Below are 17,617 nucleotides of genomic sequence, written 5' to 3' on the forward strand. Positions count from 1 at the left end.
TGGGAAACAAAGAATACGGCGACGCGATTTCAACGCGCCGCCGCACTATCGATACAGGAATTACTTCAGCTGGTCTTCCTTGTAGTAACCGCTGCCAACCAGAACTTCCTTCCAGTTGGTCTTGTCAACAGCAACCGGCTTCAACAGGTAGGAAGGAACAACCTTCTTGCCGTTGTCGTAGGTCTTGGTGTCGTTGACAGTCGGCTCCTTGCCGCTCATCGCAGCATCAACCATGTCGACGGTTACCTTCGCGAGTTCGCGGGTATCCTTGAAGATCGTGGAGTACTGTTCGCCAGCGATGATGGACTTAACAGACGGAACTTCTGCGTCCTGACCGGAAACGAACGGCATTGCAACGCCGCCGGAACCGTAACCTACGCCCTTGAGCGAGGACAGGATGCCGATGGAGATACCGTCATAAGGAGACAGAACAGCGTTGACCTTCTTGTCGGCATAGAATGCAGACAGGATGGCGTCCATACGAGCCTGGGCGGTTGCACCGTCCCAACGCAGCGTGGAAACCTTGTCCATGCCAACCTGGCCCGAACCAACCTTGAGAACGCCCTTGTCGATCAACGGCTGGAGAACGCTCATGGCGCCGTTGTAGAAGAAGAAGGCGTTGTTATCGTCCGGCGAACCGCCGAAGAGTTCGATGTAGAACGGACCCTTTTCCGTATCAGCCTTGAGAGCCTTTACCAGCGTCGTGGCCTGCAGAACGCCGACCTGGAAGTTGTCGAATGTCGCGTAGTAGCTGACATTCGGCGTATCGCGGATCAGGCGGTCATAAGCGATGACCTTGATCTTCTTGTCGGCAGCCTGCTGCAGAACGTCCGAGAGCGTCGTGCCGTCGATCGACGCGATCACGAGTACTTTCGCACCCTTCGTGATCATGTTTTCGATCTGGGAAAGCTGGTTCGGAATGTCGTCTTCTGCGTACTGCAGGTCAACCGAGTAACCGCGTTCCTTCAGAACCTTCACCATGTTGTCGCCGTCAGCGATCCAGCGGGCGGAGGACTTGGTTGGCATGGCAACGCCGACCAGACCCTTGTCAGCAGCGCTGACAGGAGCAGCGAAGGCCATGGCGGCAAACATCGCAGCAGTCGTCAAATACTTCAAAATTTTCATTCTTGCTCTCCTCCTTGGTCGAGCCCCCCATCGAGCTCGCCATTGTTGGCAACAGGAATCAGAGCCTGATTCCTGCCGTTTCTTTTCTATCAGTGATTGTCGCGCGGAATACCTTCCGTCTGAGCAATGCGCTGATATTTCACAGCCGGCTCCAGAACGGCGCCGGTCTCCATCTGCCCGACGATGCCGCGCTGGATTTCCTGCCACGGTGTCTGGTGCTTCGGATACTGATACCCGCCCTTTGCTTCCAGTTCGCGACGGCGCTCTGCAAGCTCTTCTGCGGAAATGAGAATGTCTGCCGTGCCACGACCCACATCGATGCGGACCTTGTCACCGGTCTTGAGCAGCGCCAGACCGCCGCCTGCGGCGGCTTCGGGCGATGCATTGAGGATGGACGGGCTGCCCGATGTGCCGGACTGCCGGCCATCGCCGATGCACGGCAAGGATGTAACGCCCTTGTTCAGCAAGTAGCTGGGAGCGCGCATGTTGACGACTTCGGCCGCACCGGGATAACCGATTGGACCAGCACCACGCATGAACAGAACCGTGTTCTCATCGATACCGAGCGCCGGGTCATCGATGCGATGGTGATAGTCTTCCGGTCCGTCGAACACCACCGCCTTGCCCTCGAATGCATCGGGATCATTCGGATTGGAAAGGTAGCGATCGCGGAACTCCTTGGAGATCACGCTCGTCTTCATGATGGCGGACGAGAAGAGGTTGCCACGCAGGACGCGGAAGCCTGCCCGCTCCTTCAACGGTTGATCGTAAGGACGGATGACCTTCTCGTCTTCGATCACGGCGCCACGGCAGTTTTCGCCGATGGTCTTGCCGTTTACCGTCATGGCATCTTCGTGGATCAGGCCCTGCTGCATCAACTGGTTGACGACTGCCGGTACCCCGCCTGCATGATAGTAATCTTCGCCAAGATATTCGCCAGCAGGCTGCAGATTGACGAGAAGCGGAATTTCTTCGCCGTACTTCTGCCAGTCATCAACCGTCAGTTCGACGCCAAGGTGACGCGCCAGACCATTGAGATGGATCGGTGCATTTGTAGAACCACCGATCGCCGAGTTGACGCGGATCGCGTTGACAAATGCTTCCTTCGTCATGATGTCCGACGGCTTCAGGTCTTCCTTCACCATCTCAACGATACGCAGGCCGGTGAGGTAGGAAATTTCCTGACGGTCACGGTAGGGAGCCGGAATGGCGGCCGAGCCCGGAAGCTGCATGCCGAGAGCTTCCGCCAGCGAGTTCATGGTCGTCGCGGTGCCCATGGTGTTGCAGTAACCGGTCGAAGGAGCGGACGATGCAACCAGCTTGACGAAACCGGCATAATCGATCTCGCCCTTGGCCAGCAGTTCGCGTGCTTTCCAGACGATAGTTCCGGAACCGGTACGTTCGCCACGGAACCAACCGTTCAGCATCGGACCGACAGAAAGAGCGATAGCCGGAATGTTGACGGTGGCCGCAGCCATCAGACAGGCAGGCGTCGTCTTGTCACAGCCGATAGTCAGAACCACACCGTCCAGCGGGTAACCGTACAGGACTTCGACGAGGCCTAGATAGGCGAGGTTACGGTCCAGACCTGCTGTCGGACGCTTGCCTGTTTCCTGGATTGGATGCACCGGAAACTCGATGGCGATACCACCCGCTTCCCGGATACCTTCGCGCAGGCGGTTTGCCAGTTCGAGGTGATGACGGTTGCACGGCGAAAGGTCCGAACCGGTCTGGGCGATGCCGATAATCGGGCGATCGGACTGGAGCTCAGCCTGGCTGAGACCAAAGTTCATGTAACGCTCAAGATAGAGCGCCGTCATGTCGGCGTTGGCAGGATTATCGAACCATGCACGCGAGCGGAGCTTTCCGTTCGGACCGGTTGCAGTTTTGGTGGGCAAATTGTCGTTGCTCATGATCTTCTTCTCACGAGAGGAATAGGTTCAGACGGCGCAAATCAATCTTCGAAAGACTCAACGACATTGCGACGGCCAAGCATAAAGGCATCTGCGACATGTACCAGCGGGGAGAAGTCTGTGTCCGACCGCTTCGATGAGACAAGGTCAACGAAATGCTTATAGAGGCTGCGGTATTCGCGATCCTCCTCAACGATCTGCGCCTCGCCATTAACGATAAGGCGGCTGCCACCGTGTGTGAGAACCACATCGCCTTCCTGTGTGGAAACGCGAATATCCCAGGTCTGCGGCCCCGTCTGGCGCCAGTCGAAGGCTGCCTTGATGGGTGTACCGCTGGCCGTCTGAAATTCCAGATCAGCAGCGATAGGTGCTGCCCGGTTTGCCGGGAAGGAAAGCTCCGAAGAGACCAGATGAAAGCTCTCGGGCATGATGCGGGTGACGATCGACAGGGCATTAATGCCAGGATCGAAGACACCAAGTCCGCCTGGCTCCCAGATCCAGGCTTGCCCCGGATGCCAGTGGCGAACATCTTCCTTCCATTCGACTTCGACAGACTGGATGCGGCGCTCGGCCAGAAGACGACGCGCAGGTTCAACGGCAGCTGCTTCGCGAGAATGCCAGGTCGCGAACAGACTGACACCCTGTTTGCGCGCCAAAGCTTCCAGTGCAAAAACCTCCGCAATCGTAGCGCCCGGCGGCTTTTCAAGCATCACGTGCTTTCCCGCCATCAGCGCTGCGCGTGCCTGCTCAAACCGTCCCTGCGGGGGCGTACAGAGCGAAACCGCGTCAACGTCGACATCGGAGGCCAGAAGAGCATCAATGTCGGGGAAACAGTGGATATTCTCAAGCGAGGCATTGCGGCTGGCAACGGCTACCAGATCAATGCCATCCGTCGCCGCAATAGCACCAAGATGCTGATCGCGTGCGATTTTCCCGAGCCCGACAATGGCAAGACGAATATTCGGCACAGGCATCACCTCAAAGCTTGCGAACAGACACCGGACGCTCGTTCGCAACTGCAAGAGCGTTGCGCAACGGGAGCTTGAACGGTGCTGCTTCAATCTCGAACACGTCACCTGGCTCTGTCTTGATGCCTTCCGAGAACGACAAGGTTGCCGTCCCGAAGAAGTGGACATGAAGGTCGCCCGAACGACGGAACAGATCGTACTTGAAGTTATGATACTCCAGGTTGGCGATCGTATGCGACATATTCGCCTCACCAGACAGGAAGGGCTTTTCGAAGATCACTTCTGTGCCGCGAATGACTTTCGAGGTGCCTTCGACATGATCCGGCAGATCACCGACCAGCAACTCAGGTCCAAGCGCCGCCTCGCGCAGCTTGGAATGCGCCAGCCAAAGATAATTGCCCTTCTCGGTCACATGGTCGGAAAATTCGTTCGCAAGACAGAAGCCGAGACGGAAAGGTGTGCCATCCGCACCGATGAGATAGATGCCAGCAAGTTCCGGCTCTTCTCCACCATCAAGGGCAAAAGCTGGAGATACAAGATCCTCACCCGTTGCCTTCAACTGCGAACCATCACCCTTGTAGAACCATTCAGGCTGGACGCCGACCGCACCAGCCTTAGGCTTGCCGCCCTCGACACCCATGAGGAACATGCGCATGGAATCAGTTGGCTTTTCAGCCGATTGTGCCGCCTTGTGCATCTTGTCACGGCCATCGGCGGAACCCAGATGCGTCAAGCCAGTCCCGGCGACGACAAAGTGTGCAGGATCCGGATGCGACACAGGCAGCAGCAAACGCTTCTCGCGCGCGGCAGCATCAAGATCCACAACCTCACCCAAGGTAGACTGCGAAAGTTGTTCGGCGAACGTGCGGCCAGCGGCAATAGCCTGCTGGGCAAGATCATAGACGGAAGCCACACCTTCCACGATCCGCGCGTCGTCTTCACCATTCCAGGCAACAACACGCGCCTGCCCATTGACCGAAACCTGCAGTAGTCTCAACATCGATATAATTCCGTTTGTGAAGCTACGACTCCCTCGTAGCACCTCCCTGCGCGTCCGCGCCGTCAAAAATATGACTATTAGCACGCACCGGGCTTTGTCAAGCGACCGACTTTTTGGAATACCTCATCGTAGACAGGCACCAATTGCCAAAGTTTAAATCGATTTGCAAGATTTATATCGATTTAAATTGCGACTTCCCGCTCATATTCCAACACAATGGAATAATCACCTTTTCAAAAGTATGATTTTATGATGTTCATTGGCTCATTCGTTTTTTCGGCGGGTCGCTTGGGAGAGCGAAGCCTGTCGGCGTCGGGAGAGGATGAATGATGCGGGCATGCAGTAGCAATGCTGCATCTTACAATGCTTTTGGTTTTGGAAACGCATCGGTTCGTAATTAAGTCGCAAAACGGCGTGCGATTCGCGCGGGTAGGCGCTGGTGCATGTGTTGAGACAGAGTCAGGGAGAGAGACGTGGGCCTTCTGGAATCGGCAATCACGGGCAAAAAGCGGAGCAGCAGCCATGCGCATGTTGTGGCTGAGCTCGGGAGCTCAATCGTATCGGGTCGCATAAAGGTTGGGACGATCCTGCCGGGCGATAACGAATTGACGCAGCGGTTCAACGTCTCGCGAACCGTTCTGCGTGAAGCGATGAAAACTCTTGCCGCCAAGGGGCTGATTGAGCCGAAGGCGAAGGTGGGCACGCGCGTGCTTCCGAGCGACAAATGGAATTTCTTCGATCCGGACGTTCTAGGCTGGCGTTTCGATGCGGGGATCGACCAGACATTTACCGATTACCTGGCGGAAATCCGTTTGGCGCTGGAGCCTGCGGCAGCCGCAGCTGCTGCAATGCGCGCCACGAGCGATGATATAGTCGCACTTTATGCCATTGCCGCCAAATTCGATAATCTATCCCACACCCCGGAAACGATCGCCAAAGTCGACCTTGATTTCCATATTGCGATTGCCCGCATGTCAGGAAATCCCTTCATGCGTTCTGCCACTGCTTTGATCGAGGCGGCATTGGCGATCTCGTTCAGGCTGTCGTCGCCTGCCGCATCGCCTGAGATGATCGACGCAATTGCCGACAATCACCTGCGCATCGCCCACGCAATTGCGTCCCGCGACCCGGAAAAAGCGGTTGCCGCCATGCGCCACGTCATTGATGTCGGACGAAGCCGTATCACCAGATGCCTGACCGAAGACCAAATCCCGATCTCAACAACCTCGGCTTAAGAGCCGGGATCTTCGCCACAACATTTATTCATTTGTAAGCAGTCCGGAAACCGGACTGCTTACAAACACAGTCCATCGCGGACTAAAGGAAGCGCAGCCCCAACTCCTTCAACTCTCGTCTCGCCACTAAGCACTGATGGCTACCGCCTTCGTCCAGCACGAGCTTGACTTCATCAGGCAGCGCCAATCCATTCTCGACCGAAACGCGAGCGCCCGTATCGGAAATATCTCGCAGAACGCCGTTAACGACGCTGTGCCCGTTGTTGAAGACCAACCGTACGCCTTTCAACATGCGCCGCCTCGGTGCCGGTTCAGGGCTCTGTGTCATGCATATCACCTGTCAAATGCTGGTCACGCGCCTGCGCAACTGCCTTCTATTAGATGCCACTACCTTAAGGTTTGCCGAATATAAAACCTTGAAATCTTACCATCCAAATCCTTGAACTTGTTGAGGAGTGATGCATCTAAGCGCGTGTGATGATCCATAAGAAGCATACCTAGAGACAAAAAGCATGAACAGCACGGGCGCTCCCCCATCTCTCTCTGTCCTGGTTCTGGAAGACGACATGCTTCTTGCCATGGACATGGAGGATCACCTCATCAGCCGCGGCTTTCAGGTACACGGGCCCTTTGGACGTGTCGGCGATGCTATGGATTCAATTGGCGATCTCGAGATCGACCTCGCGATCGTTGACCTCAACCTGAACGGCGAATTTTCATTTCCGGTTATCGAATTGCTAAATCAACGTAGCGTGCCAGTCATTGTCTGCAGTGGCTACGTTGAACTACCGGAGGTCAGGACGAGGCTCCAGGGGATACCTCACGTTGGGAAACCATGGATGCCTGAGCGGCTGGACGCCTTAATGCGTGACGTCCTTACCGCTACCCGAGTAGTAGGATGATGTGATGCCATCCGGCAGCGGAGGGGCTGGATCCTGGAGTGGCCAACTGATTTTGCATACCAATCCACTTGGCGAATACTCGGTCGCAACCTTGCCCTGAAGCTCATACTCGATGGTGCGACTGATCAAGGTCGTGCCGAAGCCAGTCCGGGTGGGTTCTTGCGCTGGCGGTCCGCCGACTTCACGCCATTCGAAATTCAGTTGCTTTTCATGATCGTCGGTGACTGACCAGTTGAGCACCACCCTACCGCTGTCGTTGCTCAGCGAACCATACTTCAACGCATTGGTGGCAAGTTCATTCAGCACCATGCTGAAGGCCAACGCGGCCTTGGGGTCAAGCGTGGAAGAAGGACCAACAGTCAGGCTGATACGATCGAGATTGCGAATGTAAGCGCTGATGGTTCTGTAGATCACATCCTGAAGCGCCGCCTCCTTCCAGTTCGTTTCGAACAGGAGCGCATGGGCATCTGCCATGGCTCTGAGGCGCCCCATGAGATTTTCAACATAGTCATCGACACTGACGCTGTTCTTGACGGTGCGACGTACAATGGACATGACCATCGCCATCGTATTTTTCACCCGATGGCTCAACTCTCGAACGAGTAGCTCGCGATGTTGCTCGATCCGCTTTCGCTCGGCACGCTCTCTCGATTCCGACAGAGCCCGCTCGACCGCGCTCGCAAGACGGATCATCCGTTGCTTCAACACGTAGTCCGTTGCACCGCGCCGGAAGCTTTCGATCGCTGCCTCTTCTCCCAAGACACCGGACACGAATATGAAAGGCGTCTCCGGAACCCTGTCATGCGCCATATCGAGCGCCGCCATGCCATCGAAATCCGGCAGGGAAAAATCTGCGAGTATGAGGTCAAACTCAATTTCATCGAGAGCACGGACATAGCCGGCACGATTGAAAGCCCGATGAATCTCAGGTGTCGGCGACAACTGCGCGAGATGTTCACTGATCAGTTCGACATCAAGCAGGCTGTCCTCCAACAGGAGAATACGAGCCGGACGCAAGAGAGGTTCAATATTTTGCATGTCTGGAATATCCCGGCGGGGGCTCGTTGAGGAGTGCCCAGAAGACACCAAGATCCTGAATAGCCTTGAAGAATTCCGTGAATTCAACAGGCTTGACGACAAATGCGTTCACACCCAGTTCGTAGCTGCGAACCAGGTCCTGTTCCTCGCGAGAGGACGTCAGCATCACGATGGGGATATGCCGCAACATATCATCGCTCTTGACCCGCTCCAGAACCTCAAGCCCGTCGACTTTCGGGAGTTTCAGGTCAAGAAGGACTACAGCCGGATCGCCGCTGGGTCGTTGTCGATGGGGGCCGGTCGACAGAAGATAATCAAGAGCCTCTGCGCCATCGCGAGCGATGACGATTTCGTTCGCAAGCTGGCACTTTTCAAGTGCAGCAAGCGTGAGTTCGAGATCTCTGGGACTATCCTCGACCAGAAGGATTGGACGAAGTTCAGGCAAGCGTACGAACCTTTCTACCCTGACTTGGCAAAACGAACGTGAAGCGGGCGCCCTTGTCGACCTCGCCCTCCGCCGTGATGCTTCCACTATGCTTCTCAATTATGCGTCGCACGAAGGCGAGGCCTATACCGGTGCCATCAAAGTCTTCGGCCCGCTGAAGTCGCTGGAAAACGCCGAAGAGCTTTCCGACATAGGCCATATCGAACCCTACCCCGTTGTCACAAACGCTGTAACGCGTGGCATGCTCTTCGGTTTCGCCCGAGATGGATATCCGCGCAGGACTGCGAGGTCGCGTATACTTGACTGCGTTTTCGATGAGGTTGTACCAAACCTGCCGAAGCAGCGTTGCATCCCCCCATGCCTGAGGCAGAGATTCAACTGACCACTCGATTGACCTGTCTCCAAAATCCATCTGAATGCTCTTCATGACTTCGGCGACAAGTTTGTTCATGTCTACCGGCTTTGACATGATCGGGGCACGACCAAGTTGCGAAAAGTTGAGAAGGTCATCAACCAGGCGACCGGCAGAGACCGCCGCATCGGAAATGGTTTGCAGGTAATGGCGTGATTTGTCATCGAGCGATGTCTCTCGCTCCCGCAAAAGCTGGGCGAAACCGACGATATGGCGAAACGGAGCACGAAGATCGTGAGAAACCGAATAGGAAAAGGCCTCCAGCTCCTTGTTGGAGCGCTGCAATTCTCCCGAGAGTTCCGCCAGTTCCTCTGCTTTGCGCAGGACAATGCCGACAATCGCCTGTCGAAGGTTCTTAGCCGCCTCAATTTCCGCCTCGTCCCATGCAGATGACTGAAGTCTGACCTGCTCTCGCCAGGCATCGAACGACCTGCGAGGATGAATGCGTCCGCTTTCCTGCACGGACTTATGGGGATTTCCGCCCCACTTCACCGTCCGTACCAGTTCGGGCCGAAACCAGATCAGCCAGTCGGGCCGCAGTGTGGAAAGTCTGATGGCCAATATACCGCTTGCTGTTTCTGCAAATGCCTCGGCAGCAACGTATTCAGACGCAAGCTGGTTGGTCGCGACCACGTCACGGCTTTTCTGGCTCAACCACTCCACAAGGCCCTTCAATTCAACGGCAGAGGGACATAAACCGACAAGCTGGCTGGCCTCTCCGGCATAAAGAACGGCGCCACCTGCGTTGACCTGGCTCAGCAGGAGTTGTTCGTCACGAACCAGATCCGAGCTCCAGTCGGCGCCCTCCGCCATCTGTCGCAAGAGGGCGGACGTAACCTGTCCAAGCTTGAGACGGCGGGCCACGATTTTAGCGCGATCAAGGGCCTCAATGCGCATGGCCAGCGACTGCGCAACCATATCACACGTCTCCCGAATGGCTTGCGGGACATTGTGCGCCCCAACGCCGTGGCACGAAATCAGGCCCCACAGCTGCCCTTCCACCAGGATGGAGACAGACATGGATGAGCCTGTTCCCATGTTGCGCATATATTCAAGATGAACCGGCGAAACGCTGCGCAGCTGCGCAAAACTCATATCGAGGCGTTCTGCATCAAGAGCATCGTCTGCAGCCAGAATTGGAACAGGAGTATAGCTGGCATCGGGAATGATACGGAGGCGGTTACTTGCGTAGAGGGCTCGAGCCTGCGCCGGAATGTCGGAGCTTGGGAACCGCAGACCAAGATAAGATGGAAGCATCTCATTGCCAGCCTCCGCCACCACATGTCCATTCCACTCAGGATCGAACCTGTAGATGAGTGCCCGATCGAAACCTGTAATCTCGTAAACGAACTGCGCCACCGCGTTCAGTGACTGCGTGATATCTGACTCAGATGCAAGCCTGCGCGTGAAAGACCGAAGCGCACTGAAAACCTCATCAAGAGGCTTGTCGCCCAAAGCTTCAGCCTCGACAATGACCATCTGTTGTGCGCGATGCGCCGTATAAATGTGCTTCGTTGTCGAGCAGGAATACTGAAGCGAGAACTCTGGAGTGGCATGCCAGGCGCGCAAATGCTGTTGCAGGTCATTCATATGCGCTGGCAGCCTCCCACCGAGAGACAATTCGCATCCAAGGAAGTCGCCTGAATTTGCGCTCATTCGCACAATGTTCCAGCCATCGGGGTCCAAGACGATGAGAGCGCCGTGGGGCTGTATGGCTCCCGGCACGTGGATCGGCTCGCGCGCGCAAGCCGCCAGATCATCGTCTGTTGAATTCACCCAGATTTCTCCATGGCTGAAGTTGGATCAGAAGCTTCTGAGCTTTGATCGTACGCAATACAGTGCCGCGCATATGCGGTTGGTGTCTGGCAAGATAGCGATGCAGCCACCATTGTAAACCGCTGTCCGTCCTATTAGCGATCACGAAATTTAAAGTGACTGGAACCACTTACTCTTAGTTTCAGTCAATCAGCCCTCGGCGAATCGCCTCAGCGATTGCTTGCGTGCGGTTTGTGGCTCCAACCTTCTTCGTCGCATTTTTGATGTAGGTATTGACGGTATCCACCTGATATCCGCTCTCACTTGCTATCTGCTCGCTTGTCAGACCGCCGGACGCCAATCGGAGACAAGCCACTTCGCCTTGGGAGAGCTTGAGTTCAGTCGCTGCGAATTTTCGCATCAACGGACCAGTAATTTCGTGATGCGTGGCCTCCGCAATAGCGTTGAGGAAGGCAATTTCGTCAGCGTCAAATGGAACCGAACGCGTGAAACCCACTGACCCATAGACGAGATCGCCTCTCCGGATGGGGAAGACTGTCCTGTTTCTGACATTGAAGGTCTCCAGCAAATAGGCGAGACGCTCATTGCGAGGGGCATCACTCACGGCTTCGGACTCGACCACGACGCGATGCGCCATTTTGCAGGCGATAACAAAAGGATCGGTTAGGTAGAATTTCTCCTCGTAATAGGCTTCCAGAAATGCAGGAGGAAAGTCGGTATCGATTGATTGTGCGGTCCCGAAATGAAAGCCCTCGATATCCAGCCCGCTCACCATGACGTAATCGAATTCAACAGCCTTTCGGAGCCGCGCAATGAAGGCATTGTTGTGGATGAAGCGGTGGCGCGGGACGGAACTGAGATCGACGAAATCGTCCAGGTCGTCCGCACGGCGGAATAGTGGTCGGTTCAACATGAATTCACCTGAGTCTTTGACACATTTCTTGTGCTGCAACTGGTTAATGAATCATAAATCATTCATAGTGACTTGAACGACCCGCATCGTAGCCTGCTCCGGATTGCTTCGAAATAACCAGCCGGATGGATGAAACTGCTCTTAAACAACGAGCGAAAATCGGGTTTTTCATTGGCTATACCGCCACAATATGCTTGCAATATATGGCAAAAATCTCGTTACCGATCCATTCAAGCACTATTTGATGGGGTCGATCCACAACCTGCCCGATGACAAGTTAAAGCCAAGTCGCATTCCATCAATTTCGCGCAAGAATGCAACAGGAGATCGAGAATCCAATTCTCAGTCAACGGAAAATAGTTGCGTCAGGAACAAAATCGGCGCAATGTACGCACAGGTATATGTTTTTTCCGGATCTACAATGGTAAAGAAAACTCCAAATCCGATAGATGTTCATGTCGGCTCTCGTATTCGTCTTCGCCGCACTATGCTCGGGATGAGCCAAGAAAAGCTGGGCGATAGTCTCGGCATTACGTTTCAGCAGGTTCAGAAGTACGAAAAGGGTGCAAATCGCGTCGGCGCAAGCCGTCTCCAGCATATTGCAGAAATACTGAACGTTCCGATCCCGTTCTTCTTCGAAGGAAGCCCGGGCGCGATGGAAGACGATGGCAAGCAGGAATCCGCCGCTGATTTCATGAATTCCAAAGAATGCGTTGCGCTTGCTGCTGCTTTTGCGGCCATTGAAGACAAGCGTGTTCGCCAGTCTATTCTGGGGCTTGTTCGTAGTCTTTCCAAAGAACAGTCTGTACTTGCAGATGTGAGCGATCTGACATTCGCTTCGCACTGAGTACATTATGTCCCTACGGCTGACCACTCTGGGCGGCTGCCAATTGCAGGACGAGGCGGGGCAGACAATTGCCGCGCCTTACCTGTCTCTGGTTTTGCTTGCATACTTGTACTCGTCAGAAACACAGGTTGCGCGCAGGAGCGCTGCCCAACTCATATGGGCGGGCAATCCCGATGCCGCGTCAACAAACCTTCGTTCCGCCCTGCGCAGATTGTCCCAAGCAATTGGCGAGAACAGGGTGCCCGTTATCGAAGCGGACGGCGCCTACCTGACGCTGAATCATCAAGCGCTGACCTGTGACCTGGAATTCGAAACAGCCGAAATCTCTGCCGACAATCTCAACCTTTGCAGCGATGCGGTCGCCAAGGTCTTTCTACCGCTGGAAGGGCGAACGTCTGCGCAACTTTCCATCTGGGTAAAGGATGTCAGACAGCGTCACGTGGCCCTGCTGCGCCAGCAATTCCTGAAGGCGGCCGATAACCCGGAAAAGGTAGCACGCTCAGATCTGAGGCGTGCGGCAGTACTGCTGTTGGAACACGATCCGGGCGATGAAGAGATTCGACGCCGTATCTCCGTATCCGAGGGGCAGGATCAGCAACGCGTCGCCGCTCAGCCGCGAGAAGCACAGCAGATCATGGCACCTCCACCGTCCGGTGATCTTTGGACGGTGCCGCGGATAGCACTTCTTCCGCCAGATACGGCAGTCAGTGCACAGAAAGCTGGCTCAGTCGCAAACGCGCTGATTGAAGATCTGACTATCGGACTTTGCGCCAGCAGGGCGGTTTCTGTCGTGGCGCCCTATACTTCCGAACGAATTCGGAGTTCACGCGACAAGGCGGCCATTCTCGAGCGCCATAAGATTACATACGTTTTGGATACGCAGCGCACCGAGGATGCTCTGTTCGTTCAACTCGTATTCCTGCCGACTGATGAGATCATCTGGGCCACGCGTTTCAAGCTTGACCCCGGTGAAATTGCGGGTCAGCGACAAACCATAACCGATGCAGTCCAGACGTCTCTGGTCAGACAATTGCATTCGACGCAGACCATGGCTTTGGACGTCAGCAGCCAGCCTGAGGCCTACGTTTCCTTTCTCCGGGGATTGCAGGATTTGTCGCACATGTCGCTGCCATCCATAAGACGTGCAAGGCGACACTTCAAAGCCTCGCTTGAGATTGATCGGAACTTTGCTTCATCGCTTGCTGGTCTTTCGCGGACCTTCAGCATGGAATGGATCCTGACAGCACGCGGCGATCAGGACCTGTTGCAACAGGCAGTCAGGCTTGCGGATCAAGCTGTCAACCACAATGGCCAGTCGGCAGGAGCATTCAAGGAAGTCGGTGTCAGTCACTTGTTCATGGGACGGATCGATGAAAGTCTTGAGGCTCTGGAAAAGGCTGAAACTTTAAGCCCGCATTATGCGGATGTGCTGTTCAGTCATGCGGATAGCCTGGTCCATGCCAGCAAACCTGCAGATGCACTCCGGAAAGTCTTGAATTCGATCGAACTGAACCCCCTGCCCCCGGACCCTTATTTCTGGGCCGCTGCGGGAGCTTGTTATTTTCTGGGAGAGTTTGCTCAGGCGCTTGAATTTATCGGACGCATGCGAGACAGCAAACCAGCGGATCGACTAGCAGCGGCTTGCTGGGCCATGCTAGGTGATGCCGCGAAGGCTCGCACTTACAGACTGCGAGTCCTTAGAAACAACCCGGATTTTGATTTGGAGCGCTGGGTTGCGGTGCTGCCACACAAGGAAAAGTGGCAGACGGAAATGTATCGTGAGGGGCTTGTTAAAGCCGGTTTTTAAAGGAGAAAAGCATGGCAAAATTGATTATTCTGAGCGTCGCGGGTGAAAGCCAGCTCTATGCAGCGGATCTTGAGGCGGGGACGGTTGTTCCGGTTACCGGTCAGCCCACCGGCGAGCTTGCTTCTCTGATTACCCTTACGCAATCAGGTGCCGTCGTGACCAAGGGTGTCAAGGCTGCGATCGCGCTTGATTCCTCTTCATCCATCGCTTCGAGCTTCCACGAAAGCTAAGAAGTCGTTGCTTCTTCGTACCTGTTCTGCTGCGGAGACTTATTCAAAAGTAGCCGCTTTCCTTCCCAGACTTGGAATTACGCGTGTCGCACGCCAGACGGATCTCGATCGGCTCGGGATTCCCGTCTGGTGTGCGTTCACGCCGAACGCAAAATCCATCGTCATTGCGAATGGAAAGGGACTCGACGACGACAGCGCGAGAATCTCTGCAATGATGGAAGCGATTGAAAGATCAATCGCTTCCCAGGCAGCATGCGAGACAATGCGCGCTTCTACAGCAGATCTCCGACGAATCGGACAGGATTTCGATCGGCTCGACTGCCTCCTCGCCCCCGGGTCGAATGTGCTTCAAGACGATGAGATCATTGATTGGGCATTGGCCAAGGATCTCCTGACGGGAACATATGTCTGGCTGCCCTATGAGGCGGTCACCATGGACCGAACTATCCTGCGGCCTCGTTATTGGCAAAGTTCAGACGGATTGGCATCCGGCAACACCCAGGCAGAAGCAATACTGCATGGATTGCTGGAACGCGTAGAGCGCGATGCGCTGACCCTGTGGGAAGTAGCCCGTGCTCCCTTCCGCTATAAAGAGCGCATCGATCCTGAAACCGGCGGCTCGGAAATGGTTGGCCTGCTTCGGCGTATTCAACAGGCGCAGATGCAGATCGCGATTTTCGACATTACCAACGATACAGGAATCCCTGTCGCGTGCGCCATGCTCGGACCACAACGGCTTGATGGTCGAGGCTTGCGACATGTCGATATCACGCTCGGCGCAGGGGCGGGACTTTCGCTGGAGGCTGCGGCGATACGCGCCGTGACAGAGGCGGCACAGTCTCGAATGACCTTCATCGCAGGCGCTCGAGATGATCTCTTTCCGGAACTATACCAGCGTCCACTCTCGGATGACCATAAATGCGCATTCGAGAGCCGGTGCAAGACAACGCTATCGGATTCACGGCTTACCGATGTTCACTCTCCGGAACAGGCGCTCGATCTTGTTCTTTCAACCTTGCAGACATCAGGCCAGAAAAAGCTCTATGCCGTCGACCTGACCCCTGGCTGGCTGCCGGTATCAGTCGTTAAAGTTGTGGCGCCGGATCTCGAAAACCCGGAGGGCGAGCGACGAACCCGTTATGGCGCACGGGCTTTGTCGAGGGCTCTGCAATGAAGATCGTCTTTGTAGGCCCTACCCTTCCCGATGCTGCCACGCAAACTGGCAATGGTACCAACGTCATCATCGCACCGCCTGCAAAGCAGGGAGATGTCATGAACGCCGTTTCCGCTGGCGCGACCGTCATCGGCATCGTAGATGGTTATTTCGAATATGTTGCTCCGGTGTGGCATAAGGAAATTCTCTACGCCCTCAGTTCCGGTTGCACGGTATTGGGTGCTGCAAGCATGGGAGCTCTCAGGGCTTGTGAATGCGCCGCCTTTGGCATGCGAGGCATCGGCCGGATCTTTGAGGATTACCGCGAAGGCGTGCGGTTTGATGATGGCGATGTGGCGCTTCTGCACGGCCCCGCCGAGCTGAACTATCCGCCCCTTACCATTCCGCTCGTCAATGTTGATGCAACGCTTGGCAAGGCGCTTGAGCGATCCTTCATCGATGAGCATGAGAGAGACGCTCTGGCTTCGGCCTCGCGCGCCCTCTTTTTCAAAGAGCGAACCTGGAAACGGATTGCACAGGAAAGCGCCTTTCCGACGGACCGGCTACGTGAAATGCTTGCCGACTGCTCTGTCGATCAGAAGCGCGAGGATGCTTTGATGCTCATGCGTGAGCTTCAGCGTTGCGAAGACAGTCGCGGGGCTTCGCCTGGATGGAGCTTCCATACCACGCCAACATGGCGGCGCCTCTATGGAGAAATATGAGCAATTAAAACTTTATTTCAGCAATGCGGAAACGCGTTCGACGTGTGCAACGCTTTTGCAACGCGCCTGCAACGCAAAGCTATGCAATGGTTCCAACAGTTGGAACGAGGCAGGCTCAATGAACGTAGTTTCCATGAATTTCGAAAACAACGAACGTCGCGATGAGTTCTTCGCGCTTATCAACATGATTGGATACGCTGTATCGATCGCGAATACGCTTGGATCACAGACTGCGGCGGAACACATGGATACAGCGCGTGCTGCACTGATCAAACAACTTCAAGACGAGATGTCGAGCAATCTGTCTGCAGACAACATCAATCGTATTGCGACGGTCCGAGCAGGCCATTGCTGAAAAGCGAATTTGCGGGACAGCGTTATTTCAGTTGTAGGGCGACACGCAGGTTCGGCGTCCGCCCGAAAATGGCTGATAGCTATTCGTCGAAACGTCGTAGGACCGGTAGCGAGCAGAACACCATTCGGCATGGGTGGATGAGGCGGTTACCGGATCTCTCGAGTCGTCCATGACAGCACCGGATGCGTAGACCGGCCCTTCTGAGGCATTGGCGGTTTCAGATCCATCATTCCGCAAAGAACACAATCGGCGAGGACCGCCATCGAAAGGCTGATAGGTATTGTCCTCGACTCGATAGGATCGATAACGATTGCTACAGGCGTCAATGCCCGCAATATCGATCTTTGAAGCTACGACCGCTTCCTGAAGAATTTCCGATTGAGCCGGAAGGTGGCGTGACCCAGCCATCAGCTTAGCAGAGTCTTCCGCCGGCTTGACCTCAGCATACTGAACGCCCGGCACTCGTTCATAAGCGGACGTATCATTTACTACTACCGGCTGCGTTGTCCACAACTCTGGTGCGCTCATATCCAGGCTCGAAACTGGCTGGTTTTCCTTCAGGGCCTCATCTGCGATGGCGATCGCGATGCCGAACGGAACAACCGCGAGCGTCAAATTGAGCGCAAGATTCGCTAAAGTTTTCAGGGCCGTTCTCCTGTCGTGAACTCGAATGACAGAATGCGAAAATCGCCGCGCTGTTCCCTAAAAATATGCAATATCCCTAATGCAATTAGACCGAGCAGCCTTGCGGATTGACAGTGGATGACCGGACTGTA

At 55.2% G+C, this 17,617-nt stretch carries 17 protein-coding genes; 7 read left to right on the forward strand and 10 right to left on the reverse strand.

The window, feature by feature from the left end; translation table 11 throughout:
• Positions 1-60 precede the first annotated feature (60 nt).
• The 4 genes from chvE to araD1 form a co-directional block, all read right to left on the reverse strand.
• Positions 61-1,125 (reverse strand): multiple monosaccharide ABC transporter substrate-binding protein, encoded by a 1,065-nt coding sequence (chvE, locus tag G6N80_RS03925; RefSeq protein ID WP_062556424.1) that lies wholly within the window; start codon positions 1,123-1,125, stop codon positions 61-63.
• 89 nt (positions 1,126-1,214) lie between these two features.
• Entirely contained in the window at positions 1,215-3,038 is a 1,824-nt protein-coding gene (locus G6N80_RS03930) for an IlvD/Edd family dehydratase (protein WP_165131440.1), read from the reverse strand.
• A gap of 41 nt (positions 3,039-3,079) precedes the next feature.
• Entirely contained in the window at positions 3,080-4,012 is a 933-nt protein-coding gene (locus G6N80_RS03935) for a Gfo/Idh/MocA family protein (RefSeq protein WP_062556422.1), read from the reverse strand.
• A gap of 4 nt (positions 4,013-4,016) precedes the next feature.
• The gene (gene araD1 / locus G6N80_RS03940; protein ID WP_165131442.1) at positions 4,017-5,006 is read right to left on the reverse strand and encodes an AraD1 family protein; all 990 of its coding nucleotides are present in this window, start codon (positions 5,004-5,006) and stop codon (positions 4,017-4,019) included.
• A gap of 473 nt (positions 5,007-5,479) precedes the next feature.
• Here araD1 and G6N80_RS03945 point away from each other — a divergent pair, with 473 nt between their 5' ends.
• Complete coding sequence (locus G6N80_RS03945) at positions 5,480-6,241, forward strand: FadR/GntR family transcriptional regulator (RefSeq protein ID WP_062556420.1); 762 nt, start codon at positions 5,480-5,482, stop codon at positions 6,239-6,241.
• Between the two features lie 82 nt (positions 6,242-6,323).
• Here the strand turns inward: G6N80_RS03945 and G6N80_RS03950 are convergent, their stop codons facing one another.
• The 5 genes from G6N80_RS03950 to G6N80_RS03970 all read right to left on the reverse strand — a co-directional run bounded on the left by G6N80_RS03950 (position 6,324) and on the right by G6N80_RS03970 (position 11,727).
• Positions 6,324-6,569, reverse strand: coding sequence for a PilZ domain-containing protein (locus tag G6N80_RS03950; RefSeq protein WP_082547307.1), 246 nt, complete (start codon positions 6,567-6,569; stop codon positions 6,324-6,326).
• A 532-nt stretch (positions 6,570-7,101) separates the two neighbouring features.
• A complete protein-coding gene (locus G6N80_RS03955; RefSeq protein ID WP_246251356.1) occupies positions 7,102-8,181 on the reverse strand; it encodes a sensor histidine kinase in 1,080 nt (359 codons plus the stop codon).
• Positions 8,168-8,626 (reverse strand): response regulator, encoded by a 459-nt coding sequence (locus G6N80_RS03960; RefSeq protein WP_062556417.1) that lies wholly within the window; start codon positions 8,624-8,626, stop codon positions 8,168-8,170. The genes G6N80_RS03955 and G6N80_RS03960 overlap by 14 nt, the downstream gene beginning before the upstream one ends.
• A complete protein-coding gene (locus G6N80_RS03965; RefSeq protein WP_246251357.1) occupies positions 8,619-10,814 on the reverse strand; it encodes an ATP-binding protein in 2,196 nt (731 codons plus the stop codon). The genes G6N80_RS03960 and G6N80_RS03965 overlap by 8 nt, the downstream gene beginning before the upstream one ends.
• Positions 10,815-10,995: 181 nt before the next feature.
• Entirely contained in the window at positions 10,996-11,727 is a 732-nt protein-coding gene (locus tag G6N80_RS03970; RefSeq protein ID WP_062556415.1) for a helix-turn-helix transcriptional regulator, read from the reverse strand.
• 421 nt (positions 11,728-12,148) lie between these two features.
• Here G6N80_RS03970 and G6N80_RS03975 point away from each other — a divergent pair, with 421 nt between their 5' ends.
• The 6 genes from G6N80_RS03975 to G6N80_RS04000 all read left to right on the forward strand — a co-directional run bounded on the left by G6N80_RS03975 (position 12,149) and on the right by G6N80_RS04000 (position 16,841).
• The gene (locus tag G6N80_RS03975; protein WP_062556885.1) at positions 12,149-12,574 is read left to right on the forward strand and encodes a helix-turn-helix domain-containing protein; all 426 of its coding nucleotides are present in this window, start codon (positions 12,149-12,151) and stop codon (positions 12,572-12,574) included.
• Between the two features lie 238 nt (positions 12,575-12,812).
• A complete protein-coding gene (locus G6N80_RS03980) occupies positions 12,813-14,381 on the forward strand; it encodes a hypothetical protein (protein ID WP_246251358.1) in 1,569 nt (522 codons plus the stop codon).
• A gap of 11 nt (positions 14,382-14,392) precedes the next feature.
• Positions 14,393-14,611 carry a hypothetical protein gene (locus tag G6N80_RS03985; protein ID WP_062556413.1) on the forward strand — a complete coding sequence of 73 codons (219 nt, stop codon included), beginning with the start codon at positions 14,393-14,395 and terminating at the stop codon, positions 14,609-14,611.
• A complete protein-coding gene (locus G6N80_RS03990; protein WP_246251359.1) occupies positions 14,547-15,785 on the forward strand; it encodes a YcaO-like family protein in 1,239 nt (412 codons plus the stop codon). Before G6N80_RS03985 ends, G6N80_RS03990 begins: the two co-directional genes overlap by 65 nt.
• Positions 15,782-16,486 carry a TfuA-like protein gene (locus G6N80_RS03995; RefSeq protein ID WP_062556411.1) on the forward strand — a complete coding sequence of 235 codons (705 nt, stop codon included), beginning with the start codon at positions 15,782-15,784 and terminating at the stop codon, positions 16,484-16,486. Before G6N80_RS03990 ends, G6N80_RS03995 begins: the two co-directional genes overlap by 4 nt.
• Complete coding sequence (locus G6N80_RS04000) at positions 16,473-16,841, forward strand: hypothetical protein (RefSeq protein ID WP_062556410.1); 369 nt, start codon at positions 16,473-16,475, stop codon at positions 16,839-16,841. Before G6N80_RS03995 ends, G6N80_RS04000 begins: the two co-directional genes overlap by 14 nt.
• A 27-nt stretch (positions 16,842-16,868) precedes the next feature.
• Here G6N80_RS04000 and G6N80_RS04005 read toward each other — a convergent pair whose 3' ends face one another.
• Entirely contained in the window at positions 16,869-17,456 is a 588-nt protein-coding gene (locus tag G6N80_RS04005) for a BA14K family protein (protein WP_165131451.1), read from the reverse strand.
• Between the last annotated feature and the right edge of the window lie 161 nt (positions 17,457-17,617).

The sequence above is a fragment of the Rhizobium rhizoryzae genome, assembly GCF_011046895.1.
GTDB classification, from domain to species: Bacteria; Pseudomonadota; Alphaproteobacteria; order Rhizobiales; family Rhizobiaceae; genus Neorhizobium; species Neorhizobium rhizoryzae.

Excerpts from the sequence above, each read along its gene's own strand:
- G6N80_RS03930 (WP_165131440.1), bottom strand. The coding sequence starts at position 3,038 with ATGAGCAACGACAATTTGCCCACCAAAACTGCAACCGGTCCGAACGGA.
- G6N80_RS03935 (WP_062556422.1), bottom strand. The coding sequence starts at position 4,012 with ATGCCTGTGCCGAATATTCGTCTTGCCATTGTCGGGCTCGGGAAAATC.
- G6N80_RS03975 (WP_062556885.1), top strand. The coding sequence starts at position 12,149 with ATGGTAAAGAAAACTCCAAATCCGATAGATGTTCATGTCGGCTCTCGT.
- araD1 (WP_165131442.1), bottom strand. The coding sequence starts at position 5,006 with ATGTTGAGACTACTGCAGGTTTCGGTCAATGGGCAGGCGCGTGTTGTT.
- G6N80_RS04000 (WP_062556410.1), top strand. The coding sequence starts at position 16,473 with ATGGAGAAATATGAGCAATTAAAACTTTATTTCAGCAATGCGGAAACG.
- chvE (WP_062556424.1), bottom strand. The coding sequence starts at position 1,125 with ATGAAAATTTTGAAGTATTTGACGACTGCTGCGATGTTTGCCGCCATG.
- G6N80_RS03970 (WP_062556415.1), bottom strand. The coding sequence starts at position 11,727 with ATGTTGAACCGACCACTATTCCGCCGTGCGGACGACCTGGACGATTTC.
- G6N80_RS03955 (WP_246251356.1), bottom strand. The coding sequence starts at position 8,181 with ATGCAAAATATTGAACCTCTCTTGCGTCCGGCTCGTATTCTCCTGTTG.
- G6N80_RS03950 (WP_082547307.1), bottom strand. The coding sequence starts at position 6,569 with ATGACACAGAGCCCTGAACCGGCACCGAGGCGGCGCATGTTGAAAGGC.
- G6N80_RS03995 (WP_062556411.1), top strand. The coding sequence starts at position 15,782 with ATGAAGATCGTCTTTGTAGGCCCTACCCTTCCCGATGCTGCCACGCAA.
- G6N80_RS03985 (WP_062556413.1), top strand. The coding sequence starts at position 14,393 with ATGGCAAAATTGATTATTCTGAGCGTCGCGGGTGAAAGCCAGCTCTAT.